Here is an 18,404-nt window from a genome sequence, read left to right as displayed (position 1 = left end):
TTCCTATGCTGTTATATTAACGTTATTATGTTCGTCATCTTCCACGTCTTCGGGAAAGGTGATATTTGTTGTCATGAGAAATACCATACTTATCGCGAAAAATAAATTGTTGAAAGATGATACGGAGAGACCGTTAATGATGACAATGGTGATAAAAACCAGGATAACATCCCTGCGAATGCCACTTTTAACCAGACACTGGTAAACTGCAAATATGACAAATACAAGTCCGAGGATACCGTGGTCATAAATGATACGCAGTAAAAAGGAGTGCAATACCACCGAGTAGCAGGTACCATCCCCAGATCTACTGAACATCATCTTGAAGTAATTCATATAGCTGCAGGCGCCACTGCTAAGCCTGCTGATCCTTGGAGACCCAAATAGCCAGCTGAATAAGTCCCAGTCTTTTACCTGCGACCACCAAACCAACATAAACCGGTACCTATCCACATCTTCGATACTGTCAGATCGGGCACTGAAAATCATGTACACCGCAATGCCTAAGACCATTAATGCCCCCGGAATAATAAATACCCTGGTTTTCTTAAAGGAATCATAAATGACAAACAGCACGAGTACGCTGTACATCAGCAAGGATGACCTGGATAGCGACAGGATGGTAATTAGACCTGCAAATGCCAGCCAATACAAATATTTTTCCTTCGTTACCATATAGCGGATCAGATAGAGGGCATACACGAACATCAGCTCAAAGTTGTTCTCCATGTACAAGATCGGCCTCGGATGGCCCCTTATAACAATGGCAAAGAGGTATTTAAGAAAGAATAGACTGAAAATGATGACCAATGCTCTGTTCGTGGTCACGAATGACATGAACTGCTTTCCGACCAGGAAGGTCAGGAAGAACAGATAAACGAAGCATTTGTATATGAGCAGGAAATCCAGCACGTTAGCGCCCTGCCAGCCTACTGCATAAATGTAGGAGAAAAATATATAGAGGAAGCTGGACCACCGTATGGCGATGATCACCGGGATGGCCGGATTCTTTTTACTCCACCAAAAACCCAGTGCCGCATAAATCATGAATGTAGCTTCCAGGACGTAAACGGAGAAGTCTGCCTGGTGTTTAGTAAGCAGCAATCCTGTTGATATACATCCTAGAATTACGAGTGTTGCAACAAAGAAATTTTGAAAGAATAAAGATTTTAAGTTTTTAACTTGCCTATATATCACTGATTTCCTAACTACTTAACATAAAACCACGTATTGAATTCACCAGGGTGCTGGATGCATATTCGCCGATGGACGCCTCTTCCGGCACCTCATCCTGCAGCAGCATTTTGATGATCTTTGACTTCAGCTGCACTTCATCATAGGCCACCGGGACATAACCCAGTGCTTCCATTTTACGCGCACTGTCGACCTGGTGATTGTCACGGTGTTCGCCCAATTCGGCTTTACGTGGAATGACGATGATTGGCTTGCCTTTAGTCAGGGCAGATACAATGGAGCCCATGCCTGCATGACTGATGATCAGTCGTGCTTCGTTGATAATACGGCTGTATTCGAGTGGGTGGATGAAACCAACAAGTTTGATGTTTTTGGTTTCAAAATTTACACCTGATGCCTGAACAATAACTTCTTCACCGCCAAGTTCAGCTGCTAATGCATCCATAACTTTTACAAGTCGGTTAAATGGAGCCTGTGTACCTGTTGTTACAAAAATCATAATAATATATTACCAGCGTAAATTATTTTAGGCCCGGACAAGTCCGGCCATTGTGTGTATAAACGATCAACAAACTTCAATGCAATTCTACCACTTAGGGATAGTTTCTCTGCACTGGCGATGGTGTCGATCCATATTGTTTTTATGCCTAATATCTTTGCTGCCATTAGCGCCATCAATCCAGGTGCTGCTCCAGTGGAGATCACAAAGTTTGGCTTTTCCCGACGTACAATATCGAAGAGTTGTATGAAGATCCGGATGAGTTTATATTTATTCCAGCGGTTTGCATCCGGAACACTATAGAACTTTGACCCTTCAACCGTGGCAGACAAATTGGAATCTGTCGACACGTACACCACTTCCATGCCAGAAAAAGCGGGTAGTAGCCTTAGCAGCTCTACCCAGTGACCGCCTTTTGAAGCTACAGCAAGTACTTTCATTTTATATCTCCTGTGTATACGAAATTATTTTTCCATCGTTGAGAGATAAAAGCCTTGATGACAGCTTGTTCCTGGCTATCCACCAGGGGCTTTGTCGTTAATGTTGCCTGAAGGCCGTAGTAGAAATACAGCACGCCAGGATATATGCCCCTTTCTTTGATCAGCTTCAGCGTTTTGAAGAAGTACATGTAGAAAGGATAACCCATGTTGCGATATTCTGTAGCCTCGCGCTTAAGTCCTTTTTTGAACCCGCCCTCGGCCATTCTAGTTTGTGTAGGATACAGGTGCAGAATCTCTTGTTCAAAGAACTTCTCCGTGATGTATCCCTTGCCACGTGCAAGGATGTTGTCTATACCGTCCCAGCCTTTGAATGGCTTAAGGCCACCCATTGCTTCCAGTGCAGCACGTCTGTAAAACTTGGTCTGCCCTTGCGTGTGCCACCTGTAAGGTGATTCATAGACCTTTTTACCGTTTGCTTCTTTCGTGTAGATCACGCCGCTTGCGATTCCCAGCTTCGGAAATTGCTCGAACTTGGCCATCAAAAACTCCAGATAATCATCACGGTCGATTACCAGATCCGCATCTAGCTTTCCTACAACATCCCATTGTAGTCCAAGTTGCTCCGCAACTTTTAATCCGGCATTAAAAACATCCACCACATTATTACCGGTAGCACGTTGTGCGGAAGCACCCTCACGCCTGTGGTAGTGGATAAAAGGATATTTCGCCTGGTAATCCTGGACCATCTTCGGTGATTCATCATCAGAACCATCATCGATAAGAAGCCATTTAACCGGATGCAATGTTTGCCTTACAATGGAGTCCATTGTTTTTAAAATTGAATTGGCTTCATTTTTAAAAGGCGTTACAATTATAAGCTGCATATGATTAAGATTTTTTAAACAGGGAGTTAAACTTTCTTCTTACACCACGACCATCTTCATGGCCATAGCTTCCGTAGTTGTAGCCGTAACCGTAGCCATAGCTGTTTCCGTTTCCGGTTTTGATGTCGTTAACCAGAATACCCAACTGTTTCATTCTGTTGTTTGCATTCAGGTCTTCAACAATCTCCAGCTGCGCTTTTTCTGTATAGTTGTGTCTTACCACGTACAAGCAGAAGTCGGCGTACTCGCCCAACAACTGTGCGTCCGTTACAACCCCAACTGGTGGCGCATCAATGATGATGAAATCAAACATCGAGCGTAGCTCTTCAATTAATTCACCAGCTCTGCTGCTTAACAGCATCTCTGCCGGGTTGGTTGGGACATCACCAGAACTGATGATGTACATGTTTTCATGAACTGACAACGGTCTGATTACATCTTTCGCAAGCACCTTAGTGTCATTCACGAAGTTTGTAAAACCAAATTGATTATCAATTCCAAACTTGGTTGACAAACTTGGCTTTCTTAAATCAAGTTCCATCAATAGCACCTTCTTACCGGATAAGGCAAGTACGTTTCCAAGATTGATGGATGCGAATGACTTTCCTTCTCCTGAAGAACCAGAGGTTACCAGGATGAGGTTGCCTTTAGGTTTATTGATGTAAAAACTAAGGTTTGTCCGTAAGGCCCTGAACTGTTCCGCAATTGCCGAACGGGTCATGTTGCCCACAATAAGGTTCTTAACATCTCCACTGTGTCCGATTTCTGCGATAACCGGAACAGAAGTTCTTTTAACAATATCCGCCTTGGTGTCGATCTTAGAGTTCAACAGGTATTGACCATAGATAGATCCTGCTGGTATCAGCAAGCCCATCAGGATGCCCGCAGCATAATAGATCATCTTATTCGGACTGATCGGCGAAGTGCCTGATTTTGGTGGATCAATATTGGTTGAATTCGGTGTGTTGTAAGTTTTGGAAATAGCAGTCTCCTCCCCTTTTTGCATTAAGAAAATAAACAGCTCTTCTTTAATCTTTTGCTGTCTTGCAAGATCAAGGTAGTTACGCTCGTTTTTCGGTACTTCCTGCACCTGACCTTCAACATTACGCAATTGTGCCATTAATCGGTTGCGGGTAATGCCCAGCGAGTTCTTACTGCTGTTTAAACTTGCAAGCATGTCGCTGTTGGTACTTGCGATCTGCTGGTTCAGGTTTACAATGATCGGGTTGGTTTCTGTAACGCTCATTAAACGTCTGTCACGCTCCAGAATCAGGGAATTGTGCTTTTCAACCAGATTCGAGAACAAAGGATCAGATACCACCAATGAACTTGGGACAATACTGGAACCTTTCGCGTTTTTACGCATGTAATCTTCCAGGCTGGATAGAACGCTCAACTGCGTCTCTACCTTTGCCAGTTCATTCAGGTACTGCGAGCTGTTGCTGATCAATTCACTCGACTGCTTAGACATCTCTGTAATTTTATTACGCTGTCTGAAGCCTTGTATGTTCGACTCTAAACTACCTAGTTCACCACCAAGATATTGTAACCTCGCCTGAATAAAGGCATAGGCGCTATCTGCAAGACGGTTACGGTCGTTTACATTGGTCTCCACATAGTTCTTTAATAAACGGTTCAAGATATCCTCTCCTTTTTTAGGCACGGGATGATTCAATGTAATGTTGATTACAGAAGCAGCTGTTCCTGGAAGGATGGTGAAACTCCCCTGGAGCGATTCAACAACTTTATCAATTGAAGTGATGCCCACAACGTAAGTTGTGTTTTCTACTGGTTTACTTTCAGCTTTAAGAATCTGAACCGTACCAACACCACCCAATTTGAAAGGCTTGTTGTAAGCGACAGTTGTATCCAGGACATCAGACTTAATGCTGATTTTATCTTCAGCGGCAAAGCTCACTTCTAAAGAACGGCCGCGGATGGTGTCAATTGGCTCAACGATGTCAACCACGAATGGAGGTGCATATAGTTCGGCATTGCGCAACGAACCTTTTTCATAGTAGGTAACATTTAACTTCAGATCTGTCGCAACAGACTCCATTAGGTAACGGGTTTGCAGAATTTCTGATTCATTCGCAACAGAAGCGCTAGCCATAGAACCAAGTTCACCCAGCAACTGTGTTTCTGCCGTTTGCCCCCCTCTTTTTGGGTCGTTGATCTGAACCTTTGCAGAGACTAAATACAAAGGCGTTTGTTTCTGCGCAATGTAATAAGCTATACCAAAACATACCAGGATGGAGGCCAGGAACCAATACCATTTGGCCCAGAACTTACGCAAGAGATTTTCCAACCTAAAGTCATCCTCGAACTCCGTCATGACCTGGGTATTTTTTTTTGAACTCATATTTAGATATCGTGTATTTTATATATTATGTTAATCCTTCACAGGATCTGATGTATTGAAGCTTTATTAATCTAATCTTGTGTAGATCAACACGATGGTTGAAGCCAAACTTAAAATTAAAGTTGCAAGCGTACGAGTTGAGTTATTCAACTGGAATACTTTTGAACCGTTTGGCTCTACATATACTACGTCATTCTGTTTTAAGAAGTAGTATGGGCTTTTGAAGATATCAGTGTTGTTTAGATTCAAACGTCCGAACTCCTTTTTACCATTCACATCACGTATTACCATAATGTTATCTCTTCTACCGAAGATGGTGAGGTCACCTGCTAAGCTGAGTACATCAAGGATGGATACCTTCTCATTCGGCAGGCTATAAACTGTAGGTCGGTTAACCTCACCCAGTACAGATACTTTGAAATTCGCAAAACGTACAGTAACGTTTGGATTTTTAAGGTCACGGCTGGCTTTCTCACGAATCAACTCTTTCGCCTGCGCGGTGGTTAATCCGGATACCTTTACTTTTCCAATCAGCGACAATTCAATTTCACCGCTTTTATCTACAAGGTAACCACTTACCTGCTCTCTTCCAGTGTTTGAACCAGAGGATGAAGTCACCGAAATGTTCGTACCAGCTTGATTCACGACTGCTGCACTGCTTGGGTCGATCGTATTAATACTTACTGCGAGAATATCATCCGCCTGTATAACGGGCTCTGTGAAAGTTGCTACCTGCTCTAGCGTAGATTGCTTCGCACTAGAAACATTTTCAAGGTAAGTAACGTTTTTCCTGCTTATACAAGAAGAAATCATAAAGATTGTGCTCAGGCACAAGGTTTTTAAGATTAGGTTGCGCTTAATTGGAAGTGCCATATTTTAATTAGTTTTTTACGAGGGTTCTAAAACTTTAGCCTTTTAGTTAAATAATGTAAGCAGCCGCTGCTGAACATGCGCCTTATATCAAGAATTAATCCAAAGATAATCCATAAAAGGCTGTTTTTACTGCTTTGAGCGCGCACACAGGTCTTATGGGAAATGGAACGTGAATTTTATGAGAAAATATGTATAAACTAAACTGTCCTATTTAATCTATTTTTGCTGAGCCACCAAATTAAGGCGTTTGAGGCCCGGTACTCGGCCCTGATTTTGGTAAAACATACCCGCAGGAACGTATTTTTACACGGTTTTACGCGATTTTTTAAATAAAATAGGAGAAAATACATGATTTCCATCATTATACCTTGTTACAACAGTGAAAATTTCGTCAACAGAGCACTGGATAGTGTTTTAAAGCAGACCTACAGCAATTGGGAGCTGATCTTGGTGAACAACAATTCTACAGATGGCACACAAGGTGTATTAGATGCTTTTCAGGCGCAACACCCGGATCGGGTGCGGGTATATTTCGAAACCAAAAAAGGGGCACCAGCAGCCAGAAATACTGGTCTGAAAGCCGCCAAAGGCGAATGGATCCAGTTTCTTGACGCAGATGACGAGATTCTGCCGGAGAAATTAGCGGGCCAAATTGAATTGGGCACTTCGCAACAGGCAAGCATTGTAACAAGCCCATATACCCGCGTAAGCAATCGTGATGGTAACTATTTTGAAGTACCCCGCAGTATTTACCCTGATGATGACTGGTCGGCATTAATTCTCTCCAACATGGGCATCACCAGTTCCAACCTTTTCAAGCGGGAGATTCTGATGAAAGTAAATGGCTGGGATGAAAACCTGATTGCCTCGCAGGAGTATGATATGATGTTTAGGATCCTGCAGCTTCGCCCTAAGGTCGCTTTCGACAATACCTATAGAACCATCATCCATTTTGGTTCACTTGAATCCGTTTCCAGAACGGAAGACCGCGTGAAAGGACGAAAAATCCTGAATGCTAGAATAGACTTAAGATACCGGATCAAAAAGTATTTGGCCGACAACAACCTCCTTACCGAAGCTAGAGCAAAACATGTAGACACGTTTATCTATGAGACACTGCTACATAACTACAGAACCACTCCGGAAGATGTTCGTGAAATATTAGGTCAGCTGCATCTTGACATTCCTTTACAGAAGAAATTATATGGTTACTACTTCAGACGTAAGATGGATTTTAAAAGACTGCTGATCAAATGCGGCATTATGCGCTAAGCGTTTAGAACTTCGGAAGCAGTTCAAATCAGCATCACCAATCGGTATTAACCGAAAAGCTGCTTATTCCTAAATTCATAATTGCCCACAAGCTGGTACAACTTGCCACTTCTGACCATCTGATCCAAAACTTTCAGGTGCCTTTCATGGTGCATATCCGTGGCGGCCACATCATAGATATGATTTGCAATCAGATAATCCGCAGCTTGCTTCACCCCTTTACCATAATATCCGGATAGCGACAGCAGGTTGAGCTGGAACAATACGCCCATATCTTTAAGGCGATTGAAGCGCGGATAGTTGTTGTGGTAAAAGGTGTAGCGTTCCGGATGTGCAAGGATTACATAGTAGCCTTGTAATTGCAGATCAAAGATGACCTGCTCTATGTTTGGATGCTCAGACAAGTAAGACATCTCAATGAGAATATACTTTCCAGGAAAAGCCATCAAGTCAGGCCCCACCACAAAGGTTTCGTCAACCATATGTTCTGCAGCAGCAGCCAAATCTGCTTCAAGCCCTTTCGCCGCGAGTCCTGCTTTAAGATTCGTTAATGCAGCTGTAATCGTTTGCTTGTTATTCGGGTAAAGTTCGGTAAAGATGTGTGGCGTACAGATGAACTTATGAAAACCAAGTGCCTGCAATCCCGTAATCAGGGTAATGGACGTGTCCACATCCGGCGAACCATCATCAATACCAGGCAGCAGGTGAGCGTGAATATCTACACCGAGCCATTCAATATGGTCTACTACAGGTTTTCTTTTAAAGAAGGAGAACATCTATGTCTTTTAGCTTTTGTGCTTGCAAATCTAACACATTTGCGCACATCTGTGCAAGCATGACCGGTATTGCACTAGATTTCAGAGGCATTCTGTAAGAATTGCGGGCTGGAATGCACCTCCGGATCTTCGCAAGCGCCAGAGCTTGACGCTGCTTCGTGTGCATCATGGGCGTTAATTCGCCGGGAACGCAGGGCAATAAAGGCGAGTATCTCATTCCCAATCAAAGCAGTAAGGACTAGCGTCAACAGGACCAGGTTAACGTTCATGGCGCGCATGCTCCAGCTAAGTGTGATAAACAGGATGGTGCATCCGGAAAGTATGCTGGTTGCCCGAATGTGGTTTAACCCCATTGCAAGCAATCGGTGATGCAAATGATTGTCATCGGCGGTAAATGGCGAGCTGCCCTTCCGCAACCTTAACGCAAAAACACGTAACGTATCAAAAACCGGCACCATTAGCACTGCCGCCACCATTGCAATCCGCCATCCGCCGTTTGCAGCACCTGAGGCAAGCGGCTCAGCAGCACCTGCGGCAAGCGGCCCAGCAGCTCCAATGTTCAAATATTGGATACTAAATACCGCAGCCATCAATCCCAGGAACAAGGAACCGCAATCTCCCATGAAAATTTTCGCCGGTGTAATGTTGTAGTATAAAAATCCGAGTAGCGCAGCGGCGAGGCTTAGCGCCATAAGCGACCACATGGGTGCTTCGGCTTGATGGAACAACAGCGCAAACATGAACATGCAGATGCTACCAATCGTTCCTGCAAGTCCGTCTATACCATCAATGAGGTTAAATGCATTCACAATACCCACCACGAACACCAAAGTAAGCAGTAAACCTGCAATCGCTGGCAGCTCGTAAATTCCTAGTACCCCATGAAGGTTATCGATGCGGAAGCCCCCGGCAAGTATCAGCAACAGTGCACTGAAAACCTGCGGTATAAACTTGGCCAGGGGGGCAATTGCGAGAATATCGTCTTTAAGCCCGGTTAGAAAGACAATCAGACTGGCCGCGATGATGATATTAGCCTGCGACAACGTGGCCGCAGGAATAAATAAGGTGTAAGTAAATAGAAATGCAAGAAACAATGCAATGCCGCCAAACTGGGGAACCAACTGCTTATGTACCCTGCGACTTTCCAGGGGAATGTCGAAAAGCTTCTTCTTAACAGCAATGGCAATGATTTGCGGCAGCGCAATGACCACGAAGGACAAGCTTGTGAGGAACACCAGTAAAACCTGCATTAGATTTAAAATTATGTATACAAAAAACGCAACTATTAAGCCATGCAACCTGCATACTATTGAACCGGAAAGGTGCTTTTCTAAATTGTATATCGACCTGGTGTCCTTAGATAAACGCGTTAACCTACAAGCGCCTCCTCTTTGAATACCTCTGCTACTTTCTTCAATGCGATACCCACCACGTGGTGCATGTCATAGTATTTGTAGTCCGCAAGCCGACCACCGAAAATCACGTTTTCCTCAGATCGGGATAGCTCTTTATACTGCTTAAACATCTCTTCATTTCTGGCGTCATTCACCGGATAGTAAGGTTCATCCCCTTTTTTCCACTCTGAAGGATATTCCCTGGTGATCACCGTCTTCTCCTGTGTACCAAACTCAAAATGTTTATGCTCAATAATTCGGGTAAATGGGGTCTCACCATCGGTAAAGTTCACCACAGCATTACCCTGATAATTCTCTTTATCTAATGTTTCATGCTCAAAACGCAGGCTTCTGTATTCCAGTGTACCAAAACGGTAGTCATAAAACTCATCAATCATACCCGTATACACGACCGTGCTGGCTAAATTTTTCAGCATTTCGCGGTCTTTAAAGTAATCTACGCTTGTCCTTACCTCAATGCCCTCAAGCATTTTCTCTACAATCTTGGTATAACCACCATTTGGAATGCCCTGATAGGTATCGTTGAAATAATTGTTGTCAAAAGTGAAACGAACCGGCAGCCGCTTGATGATGAAAGCCGGCAGCTCTGTTGCCTTTCTACCCCACTGTTTCTCCGTGTACGACTTAATTAGCTTAAAGTAGATGTCTTTCCCAACGAGTGACATGGCCTGTTCTTCCAGGTTCTGTGGGTTCTCCACGAATGCATCACCAATTTGCTCTTCCAGTTTCGCTTTTGCCTCCTCCGGTGTTTTCACCTTCCAAAGCTGGTAAAAGGTATTCATGTTGAACGGCAGGTTATACAGCTCACCATTATAGTTTGCGACCGGCGAATTTGTATATCGGTTGAATTCTACAAACGAATTTACATAGTCCCAGATTTTCTTATTGCTTGTATGGAATATATGCGCACCATAGGTATGTACATTAATTCCCTCTACAGATTTGGTGTAAATATTACCACCGATATGATCACGTTTATCAATTACCAGACATTTCTTACCTCTTTTTGTTGCTTCATGCGCGAATATTGCCCCATAAAGTCCAGCACCCACAATTAAATAGTCGTATTCTTTTTCCATATCGTCTGTTTATTTCTTAATATTTTAGAAAAGCCATAAAGCCCTCAAAATGTTTTGCTTAAGCCTACTCAAAGTAATTTAACGTATTAAACCCGCCACTTTTCAGGTGTTCATCCTTCTTCATGAGCGTAAGGTCCGCATGAACCATCTCCTTAACCAATTCCGGCAGCTCATATTTTGGCGTCCAGCCGAGTTGTGTTTTGGCTTTCGAGGGATCGCCTAACAGCAGATCCACTTCTGTGGGTCTGAAGTACCGGGCATCTACGCGGACAACATCCTGGCCCGGGTGCAGGTGCTTTGGATTTAGTCCCAGCGCCTGCACCTGATCGTAATCCACATCAATGATTACCCCGCGCTCATGCTGGTCCTTTCCACTAAATTCAATTTCAATGCCCAGCTCAGCGAACGCCATCCGCACAAAGTCGCGCACGGTTGTCGTAATCCCCGTAGCAATCACATAATCTTCTGGTTGTTGCTGCTGCAAAATCAGCCACATGGCCTCAATATAGTCTTTAGCGTGGCCCCAGTCGCGCTGTGCCGATAAGTTGCCCAGATATAAGCACCTTTGCAGACCCAACGCAATCTTAGCAGCAGCGCGGGTGATCTTTCGCGTAACGAAGGTTTCCCCCCGAAGCGGACTTTCGTGGTTGAACAAAATGCCATTACAGGCATACATGCCATAGGCTTCACGGTAGTTTACCGTTATCCAGTAAGCATAAAGTTTGGCAACGGCATAAGGCGAACGTGGGTAGAACGGTGTGCTTTCACTTTGCGGAACAGCCTGCACCAGCCCGTAAAGCTCTGAAGTGGAAGCCTGGTAAATGCGTGTCTTGTGCTGCAGTCCCAGAATCCGGACCGCTTCAAGCAAGCGTAGCATTCCGATACCATCTGCATTGGCTGTATACTCCGGCATCTCAAAGCTCACCTGGACATGACTCATCGCTGCAAGGTTGTAAATTTCATCTGGCTGCGTCTCCTGAATGATCCGGATCAGGTTGGTTGAATCGGTCATGTCTCCAAAATGGAGCTTAAAGTTTATCTTATGCTCATGCCGATCCTGATACAGGTGATCTATACGATCCGTATTGAACATTGACGACCTTCTTTTAAGACCATGAACGAAATAGCCTTTTTTCAGCAGGAATTCTGCTAGATATGCACCATCCTGGCCGGTAACACCTGTAATTAATGCCGTTTTCATGTTGATAATAGGTTAAGGAAGACAAATAAACTCAATTTTTATTACTTTGCCTTTGTATATACCGCTAACCTCTTTATGAGCCCTGAAATTACTGAACATCAGCAACGAGATCATCCCGACTTAAGCCTGTTTAAAATAAGTCCGCAACCCAGTTGGATATATGATATCCAAACTTTGCAATTTCTGGATGTAAATGCGGCTGCAACCGTACATTATGGTTATTCAAGGGAAGAATTCCTGTCCATGACACTCCGGGATATCCGACCAGCGGAGGACCTCTTAATTTTAGAACATGCACTTGATGTGGTCAGAGCCGTACGGCCAGAACACACCCGGAAAGTTTACCGTCACTTAAAGAAGAATGGCGAGATCATAGATGTTCAGATTCAAAGCAACCTATATACCTATAATGGCATAGCTGCTGAGATCGTCTTGGTAAACGACATTACCGGCATCATTCAAGCGCAACGTGAGTTGGAAAACTCGAGGGAGGAGCTGCTGAAAAGTAAAGCACGGTGGAAAGCTTTGGTGCAGGAAGGCTCCGACATGATCGCCATTGTAGACCATAACCTGAACTACATCTTTGTCAGCGACAGCTGTACTTCAATTCTAAATATTAGTCCTGACACCTTCCTGAACAGTAATGTTTATGATTATGTGCGGCCGGAAGATCAGGAAATGATCAGAACCGGTGTCGCGCAGTTACAACAAGCCAAGCGGATTTCACTGGATCCCTTTCGCCTGCTCGACGGCAATGGTAAATGGCGATGGATTAAAGCCATTCTTGCAGATTTAAGTGATGATCCTGCTGTAGGTGGTATCGTCTTTAACTCCATGGATGTTACCGAATCCATATTGATTAATGAGGAACTCCAGCTCAGCAATGAACGCTATAAACTGGTGTTGAAAGCAGCCGATGAGGCCATTTGCGATTGGGACATTGTGAATGATGTGGTAGTATGGGGTTCTGGCTTTTCCGAAATATTTGGTTACGACCTTACAAACTATAACAACACACTATGGTCAGACAACATCCATCCGGAGGATCGCCAGCGCGTGCTGCAGGAGGTTAAAGAGATGATCGATGATCCAAAAAGGGAAATCTACTACAGCGAGTACCGCTTTCTGAAGGCAAACCGCGAAGTACTGCTTGTGCAGCATCGAGGATTGTATCTAAGGGATAATAAAGGACGTGCGATCCGGTCTGTTGACACGATTCGAGACATCACCGCAGCAAAGGAAAGGTTACTCCGGATTGAACAGCAAAATGAACAGCTTAAAGAAATTGCCTGGGCGCAGTCGCACCACGTACGTGCACCGCTTGCCCGCATTATAGCACTCTCCGAACTGCTTGCCGCAGAATCCATGGATCCCCGACTGGCGGAAATGGTCAGCTATCTCGCAGCTTCTGCATCCGAGCTGGATGTAGCCATAAAGGCCATTATAAAGAAAACAGAATAGGCAGGCCACAAAGCACCAGGCATGAAAAGCTAAATTTCATATTGTAATACAGACAGTTGTCCGAATTTAAACAAAGAATATTCGGAAAATTCTGAACAAGTCACCTCCGTTAAATGTTCATTTAAAACATTTACCTAAAAAACAAGGAGGAACTTTATGTTAGCAATGAATTACCGCGGTCCACGCCGCGTTCGTGCAGACCAGAAACCAATGCCTGAAATCCTTCATCCTAATGATGCCATCATCCGCGTAACACGCTCTTGCATCTGTGGTTCTGATTTGCACCTTTATCACGGACTTGTTCCGGATACCCGTGTAGGCATGACTTTCGGCCATGAGTTTATTGGTGTTGTTGAAGAAATAGGACCATCAGTAGAAAAACTGAAAGTGGGCGATAGTGTTATCGTGCCATTTAATATTGCCTGCGGCACCTGTGCTTTTTGTAAGCAGGAACTTTACGGAAACTGCCATGAATCTAACCCACAAGCTACTGCTGTAGGCGGTATATTCGGCTATTCACATACTGCGGGCGGCTACGATGGTGGTCAGGCTGAGTTTGTGCGTGTCCCTTATGCAGATGTGGGTCCAACAGTAATTCCTCCAGGCATGGATCATGATAATGCCGTGCTACTTACCGATGTTGTACCTACAGGCTACCAGGCTGCAGAAATGGGCGGCATTAAAGCCGGCGATACGGTGGTTGTTTTCGGTGCAGGTCCTGTCGGAATTATGGCCGCAAAATGTGCATGGCTCTTTGGAGCAGCACGTGTGATTGTTTTTGACCATGTCGAATACCGACTAGAGTTCGTTAAAAACTATGCAAACTGCGAGGCTTATAACTTCCGTTCTATTGAAGATCCTGTACTCTTTGTTAAGAAAACAACAGACTGGTTGGGTGCCGACGTATGTATAGATGCCGTTGGTGCAGATGCATCTGGTGATGCCATGCAAACCATTACGGGCAAGAAATTGCTGCTGCAGGCTGGTTCTGCTACTGCACTGCATTGGGCAATCAACTCCGTGAAAAAAGGCGGTATCGTATCCATCGTTGGTGTTTACGGCCCTACAGACAACCTTGTTCCAATCGGAAACGTTGTAAATAAGGGTATCACCATCCGCGCAAACCAGGCATCCGTAAAAAGACTGTTGCCAAGGTTGATCGAGCACATTGAGGCCGGCCGACTAGATCCAAAGGCAATGATTACCCATAGGGTTCCTCTGGAAGAAGTTGCGGATGCTTACCACATCTTCTCTTCTAAACTGGATAATTGCATTAAGACTGTTCTCATTCCACCATCTGCAAGAAGATAAACACAACAATTATGGAAAACTTAAATAACGATTATACACACATCAAAGGCTGGGGTATCGATGCAGATCCAAAAAACGAACCCACCTACCCGATGAAAAAGTATACCGGTGATGACCATAAGCGTCTGAACTGGGACCGTCCGCCTTTGCAGCCGGTAAACATTGAAGTGCTGCATTCCACCGAGCGACCAAACATCACTGCAGTTTTTGGAACCTCTACCCCACCTTCGGGGCTGAGTGGTGCCATCCGCAGGTATGCATTTCAGTTCAGTGAAAATCAATATATGCACTGGCTGCCTTTGCTTCTAGCCGACCGAGTTAACGTGGTTGAAGGAATTGTGGACGACCTTAAACGCGGACACATTCCAAATATATTCGCAGAGAGAGGTATGAAAGCGGAACTTAAACATAATCCAAAAGGATTAGCAAAACGCATACTGGTAACAGTTGCCGTCACTTCAATCGCCTATGCCATCCTTAAAGGCAAAAGCAAGAAACGCTAAACTAATGGAACATAAAAAAAGTCGCTGATAACCAGCGACTTTTTTTATGCATTAAATCTAATGCTTTGTTACTATATCGCTTTCTTATCTTTTGTACGCAGCAACATAATGGATCGTCCGGAAACATTAATGACCGAAGAAGCTGCAAAAACCTCTTTCGATTCATTCCAGCCGGCGGCGGTGTTCAACACCTGGATCCATTGATCGCCATAATCCGGCCCCGGTAAATGGAAGTCGAGATTATCATGGTAGGCATTAAAGATCACGTAAAAACTATAGTCAATGATCTTTTCCCCTTTAAGTCCTACACTATGGAGACCCATACCATTCAAGAACACGCCCAATGACTTGGCGTAATCCTCCATCCAATTATGATCTTCCATTAAGCCACCTTCCGGAAGGAACCAGGCAATATCATGTAAACTGGAGCCCTTTATCGGTTGTCCCTGGAACCAGCGCCGGCGGCGGAATGAGGGATGGCTTTTCGTTATGTTGATTATCTTTCGGGTATAAGCCAGGAGTTCCTGATCTACATTTTCCCAGTCAATCCAGGAGATCTCATTGTCCTGACAATAAGCATTGTTATTACCCTGCTGCGTTTTGCCAAGCTCATCACCCGCAACCAGCATCGGCACCCCTTGTGAAAGGAACAACGTGGCCAGAAAGTTCCGCTTCTGTTTATTCCGCAGCTCAATTACGCCCTGATCGTCCGTCGGCCCTTCTACACCACAATTCCAGGAGCGGTTGTGATCTTCACCATCCTGATTGTTTTCCCCATTGGCCTCATTATGTTTTTCATTGTAGGACACCAGGTCATGGAGCGTAAATCCATCATGTGCGGTCAGGAAGTTGATGCTTGCCGTCGGACGACGGTTGTCATCCTGGTACAAGTCCGGACTTCCGGTAAACCTTTGTGCGAACTCACCCAGCATACTGTCGGAACCCCGCCAGTAATCGCGGATACAGTCGCGGTATTTACCGTTCCACTCCGCCCATCCCGGTGGAAAGTTACCCACCTGGTAGCCACCTTCTCCGATGTCCCATGGTTCAGCAATCAGCTTAACTTGTGAAATGACAGGATCCTGGTGTATGATATCAAAAAATGCACTCAGACGGTCTACTTCATGAAGCTCCCGGGCAAGGGTTGGTGCAAGGTCAAAGCGGAAGCCATCCACATGCATGTCCAGCACCCAGTAACGCAGACTATCCATCATCAGCTTCAGTACGGCAGGTAGATTCGCGTTGAGGGTATTGCCGGTACCCGTATAATCCATGTAGTATCGCTTGTTATCTTCAACCAGCCGATAGTAGGTGGTGTTATCAATGCCTTTAAAGGACAAGGTAGGGCCCAATTCGTTCCCCTCTGCCGTGTGGTTGTAAACAACATCGAGGATAACTTCTATGCCCGCCTTGTGCAAGGCTTTTACCATGTCCTTAAATTCCTGGACATGCGCACCACGATAAGCATTGGATCCATAACGTACATCGGGCGCAAAAAAGCCGATGGTGTTATAACCCCAAAAGTTGCTCAACCCTTTTTCCTGAAGGTGATGATCATTAACAAACTGATGCACCGGCATAAGCTCTACGGCAGTAACACCCAAATCCTTCAGGTACTGTATTGTCACCTTATGCCCCAAAGCAGCGTAAGTTCCACGTATCTCCTCCGGAATACCCGGGTGGCGCATGGTAAAACCTTTAACATGAAGCTCATAGATAATGGAATTGTGATAACTGGTCCTTGGAAGTTTATCACCTTCCCAGTCGTACCCCGGATCTATGACCACAGCTTTGGGAATATATGCTGCACCATTGCCGTCGCTATAGCTCAGATCCTTATCTTCCGCATTGAAATCATAGCCAAACAAGGAATGATGCCAGTTAATGACCCCTGAAATCGCTTTTGCGTAAGGGTCAATCAACAACTTGTGCGGGTTAAAGCGATGTCCATTTTCCGGCTCGTACGGCCCATGTACACGATAGCCATACAGCTGTGTTGGTTTAATACCCGGAATATAGCCATGCCAGACCTGATGTGAATGCTCCGGAAGAAATTCCCGGATTGATTCCTCCCCGTCATCTTCATTATCAAATAAGCAGATTTCTACTGCTGTCGCATTTTCTGAGTACAATGCAAAGTTTACACCGTTCCCATCCCAGGTGGCGCCTAATGGATAAGGTTGCCCTGGGTAAATCGTTACCTTTTCCATTATATCGATATTCTACCTCCTGTCACCGGGATTGTTGCACCTGATATATAACTCGCCTCATCGGCAGCCAGGAACACATAAGCATACGCAACTTCTACCGGCTGCCCTGGTCTGCCCATTGGGGTGTTCTCACCGAATTTCTCCGGTTCCGGCATGGTGGAAGGAATCAGTGGCGTCCAGATCGGACCTGGCGCCACGGCGTTCACACGAATGCCTTTACCCGCTTCAAGTAGCATCTGGCTCAGGTTGGCCGTGAAGTTTTGTATGGCACCCTTGGTTGCCGCATAATCCAGCAGTGAAGCATTCGGATTGTAGGCGTTGATGGATGTGGTGTTGATGATGTTGCTACCCGGTTTCATGTAGGGCTCTGCAGCCTTACACATATAGAACATCGCGGTAATGTTGGTATCGAATGTCCGGCGCCATTGTTCAGCAGGGATCTCCTGTAATGACTGTTGTGCCATCTGATAAGCGGCATTGTTCACCAGAATATCAATTTGACCAAACTCCTGAACAGCATGTTTGATAATGCTCATGCAATGCGCCTCTTCGCGGATATCTCCCCGCACGATCACCGCTTTCTGACCTGCAGCGCGCACCAGCTCCGCAGTGTGTTCTGCATCCTCATCTTCAGCTTCATCCAGATAGCTGATCAGCACATCCGCACCCTCACGCGCAAACGCGATGGCAACGGCCTTTCCGATTCCGGAATCGCCACCAGTGATGATGGCTTTTTTGCCCTTCAAACGGCCGTGTCCTTTGTAAGATGTCTCACCGTGATCTGCCAGTGGCTGCATGAGTTTCTCCTGGCCAGGTACCGCCTGTTCCTGCTTTGGGAACGGTGGTTTAGGATATTTATCGCTTGGATTTAAGTTTATGTTATTGTTTTCCATGGTTGATGATTAGGTTAAATTTTAACAATGC

At 45.0% G+C, this 18,404-nt stretch carries 16 protein-coding genes; 4 read left to right on the top strand and 12 right to left on the bottom strand.

Features of this window, described 5'->3' with window-relative positions:
- Positions 1 to 3 precede the first annotated feature (3 nt).
- The 6 genes from IEW69_RS09015 to IEW69_RS08990 all read right to left on the bottom strand — a co-directional run bounded on the left by IEW69_RS09015 (position 4) and on the right by IEW69_RS08990 (position 6,252).
- Positions 4 to 1,104, bottom strand: coding sequence for a hypothetical protein (locus IEW69_RS09015; protein WP_188626515.1), 1,101 nt, complete (start codon positions 1,102 to 1,104; stop codon positions 4 to 6).
- A 100-nt stretch (positions 1,105 to 1,204) separates the two neighbouring features.
- Positions 1,205 to 1,639, bottom strand: a complete 435-nt coding sequence (locus IEW69_RS09010; protein WP_229663570.1) for a glycosyltransferase — start codon at positions 1,637 to 1,639, stop codon at positions 1,205 to 1,207.
- A gap of 50 nt (positions 1,640 to 1,689) precedes the next feature.
- Positions 1,690 to 2,133 (bottom strand): glycosyltransferase family protein, encoded by a 444-nt coding sequence (locus IEW69_RS09005; protein ID WP_188626513.1) that lies wholly within the window; start codon positions 2,131 to 2,133, stop codon positions 1,690 to 1,692.
- Positions 2,130 to 3,017: a glycosyltransferase family 2 protein gene (locus tag IEW69_RS09000; protein WP_188626512.1), complete on the bottom strand. Its 888-nt coding sequence runs from the start codon at positions 3,015 to 3,017 to the stop codon at positions 2,130 to 2,132. The genes IEW69_RS09005 and IEW69_RS09000 overlap by 4 nt, the downstream gene beginning before the upstream one ends.
- 4 nt (positions 3,018 to 3,021) lie before the next feature.
- The gene (locus tag IEW69_RS08995) at positions 3,022 to 5,379 is read right to left on the bottom strand and encodes a GumC family protein (protein ID WP_188626511.1); all 2,358 of its coding nucleotides are present in this window, start codon (positions 5,377 to 5,379) and stop codon (positions 3,022 to 3,024) included.
- Positions 5,380 to 5,445: 66 nt separating this feature from the next.
- Positions 5,446 to 6,252 (bottom strand): polysaccharide biosynthesis/export family protein, encoded by an 807-nt coding sequence (locus IEW69_RS08990; protein ID WP_229663569.1) that lies wholly within the window; start codon positions 6,250 to 6,252, stop codon positions 5,446 to 5,448.
- Between the two features lie 348 nt (positions 6,253 to 6,600).
- Here IEW69_RS08990 and IEW69_RS08985 point away from each other — a divergent pair, with 348 nt between their 5' ends.
- Positions 6,601 to 7,524 (top strand): glycosyltransferase family 2 protein, encoded by a 924-nt coding sequence (locus IEW69_RS08985; protein ID WP_188626510.1) that lies wholly within the window; start codon positions 6,601 to 6,603, stop codon positions 7,522 to 7,524.
- A gap of 47 nt (positions 7,525 to 7,571) precedes the next feature.
- Here the strand turns inward: IEW69_RS08985 and IEW69_RS08980 are convergent, their stop codons facing one another.
- From IEW69_RS08980 to gmd, 4 genes are all read right to left on the bottom strand, one after another.
- On the bottom strand, positions 7,572 to 8,300 hold the full coding sequence (locus IEW69_RS08980) for a tyrosine-protein phosphatase (RefSeq protein ID WP_188626509.1): 729 nt from the start codon (positions 8,298 to 8,300) through the stop codon (positions 7,572 to 7,574).
- A 74-nt stretch (positions 8,301 to 8,374) separates the two neighbouring features.
- On the bottom strand, positions 8,375 to 9,550 hold the full coding sequence (locus IEW69_RS08975; protein WP_188626508.1) for an MraY family glycosyltransferase: 1,176 nt from the start codon (positions 9,548 to 9,550) through the stop codon (positions 8,375 to 8,377).
- Positions 9,551 to 9,669: 119 nt separating this feature from the next.
- Positions 9,670 to 10,794: a UDP-galactopyranose mutase gene (gene glf / locus IEW69_RS08970; RefSeq protein ID WP_188626507.1), complete on the bottom strand. Its 1,125-nt coding sequence runs from the start codon at positions 10,792 to 10,794 to the stop codon at positions 9,670 to 9,672.
- A gap of 64 nt (positions 10,795 to 10,858) precedes the next feature.
- Positions 10,859 to 11,995, bottom strand: a complete 1,137-nt coding sequence (gmd, locus tag IEW69_RS08965; RefSeq protein WP_188626506.1) for a GDP-mannose 4,6-dehydratase — start codon at positions 11,993 to 11,995, stop codon at positions 10,859 to 10,861.
- Between the two features lie 75 nt (positions 11,996 to 12,070).
- On the opposite strand from gmd, the gene IEW69_RS08960 reads away from it, so the two are divergent.
- From IEW69_RS08960 to IEW69_RS08950, 3 genes are all read left to right on the top strand, one after another.
- Positions 12,071 to 13,456 (top strand): PAS domain-containing protein, encoded by a 1,386-nt coding sequence (locus IEW69_RS08960; RefSeq protein WP_188626505.1) that lies wholly within the window; start codon positions 12,071 to 12,073, stop codon positions 13,454 to 13,456.
- Between the two features lie 156 nt (positions 13,457 to 13,612).
- Positions 13,613 to 14,767, top strand: a complete 1,155-nt coding sequence (locus IEW69_RS08955; protein ID WP_188626504.1) for a zinc-dependent alcohol dehydrogenase — start codon at positions 13,613 to 13,615, stop codon at positions 14,765 to 14,767.
- An 11-nt stretch (positions 14,768 to 14,778) separates the two neighbouring features.
- The gene (locus IEW69_RS08950) at positions 14,779 to 15,270 is read left to right on the top strand and encodes a hypothetical protein (RefSeq protein ID WP_188626503.1); all 492 of its coding nucleotides are present in this window, start codon (positions 14,779 to 14,781) and stop codon (positions 15,268 to 15,270) included.
- A gap of 71 nt (positions 15,271 to 15,341) precedes the next feature.
- Here IEW69_RS08950 and glgX read toward each other — a convergent pair whose 3' ends face one another.
- Together glgX and IEW69_RS08940 are read right to left on the bottom strand one after the other, a co-directional pair.
- Entirely contained in the window at positions 15,342 to 17,480 is a 2,139-nt protein-coding gene (gene glgX, locus IEW69_RS08945; protein WP_188626502.1) for a glycogen debranching protein GlgX, read from the bottom strand.
- Complete coding sequence (locus tag IEW69_RS08940; RefSeq protein ID WP_188626501.1) at positions 17,480 to 18,373, bottom strand: SDR family oxidoreductase; 894 nt, start codon at positions 18,371 to 18,373, stop codon at positions 17,480 to 17,482. The genes glgX and IEW69_RS08940 overlap by 1 nt, the downstream gene beginning before the upstream one ends.
- Positions 18,374 to 18,404: the final 31 nt, after the last annotated feature.

The organism is Pedobacter quisquiliarum (assembly GCF_014642175.1).
In the GTDB taxonomy this organism is placed as follows: Bacteria; Bacteroidota; Bacteroidia; order Sphingobacteriales; family Sphingobacteriaceae; genus Pedobacter; species Pedobacter quisquiliarum.
Note: the sequence above shows the minus strand (reverse complement) of the source record. Positions and strands in the feature narration are given on the sequence as shown.

Coding starts and splice junctions, on each gene's coding strand:
- IEW69_RS09010 (WP_229663570.1), bottom strand. CDS start 1,639: ATGGATGCATTAGCAGCTGAACTTGGCGGTGAAGAAGTTATTGTTCAG.
- IEW69_RS09005 (WP_188626513.1), bottom strand. CDS start 2,133: ATGAAAGTACTTGCTGTAGCTTCAAAAGGCGGTCACTGGGTAGAGCTG.
- IEW69_RS09000 (WP_188626512.1), bottom strand. CDS start 3,017: ATGCAGCTTATAATTGTAACGCCTTTTAAAAATGAAGCCAATTCAATT.
- IEW69_RS08995 (WP_188626511.1), bottom strand. CDS start 5,379: ATGAGTTCAAAAAAAAATACCCAGGTCATGACGGAGTTCGAGGATGAC.
- IEW69_RS08990 (WP_229663569.1), bottom strand. CDS start 6,252: ATGGCACTTCCAATTAAGCGCAACCTAATCTTAAAAACCTTGTGCCTG.
- IEW69_RS08985 (WP_188626510.1), top strand. CDS start 6,601: ATGATTTCCATCATTATACCTTGTTACAACAGTGAAAATTTCGTCAAC.
- IEW69_RS08980 (WP_188626509.1), bottom strand. CDS start 8,300: ATGTTCTCCTTCTTTAAAAGAAAACCTGTAGTAGACCATATTGAATGG.
- IEW69_RS08975 (WP_188626508.1), bottom strand. CDS start 9,550: ATGCAGGTTTTACTGGTGTTCCTCACAAGCTTGTCCTTCGTGGTCATT.
- glf (WP_188626507.1), bottom strand. CDS start 10,794: ATGGAAAAAGAATACGACTATTTAATTGTGGGTGCTGGACTTTATGGG.
- gmd (WP_188626506.1), bottom strand. CDS start 11,995: ATGAAAACGGCATTAATTACAGGTGTTACCGGCCAGGATGGTGCATAT.
- IEW69_RS08960 (WP_188626505.1), top strand. CDS start 12,071: ATGAGCCCTGAAATTACTGAACATCAGCAACGAGATCATCCCGACTTA.
- IEW69_RS08955 (WP_188626504.1), top strand. CDS start 13,613: ATGTTAGCAATGAATTACCGCGGTCCACGCCGCGTTCGTGCAGACCAG.
- IEW69_RS08950 (WP_188626503.1), top strand. CDS start 14,779: ATGGAAAACTTAAATAACGATTATACACACATCAAAGGCTGGGGTATC.
- glgX (WP_188626502.1), bottom strand. CDS start 17,480: ATGGAAAAGGTAACGATTTACCCAGGGCAACCTTATCCATTAGGCGCC.
- IEW69_RS08940 (WP_188626501.1), bottom strand. CDS start 18,373: ATGGAAAACAATAACATAAACTTAAATCCAAGCGATAAATATCCTAAA.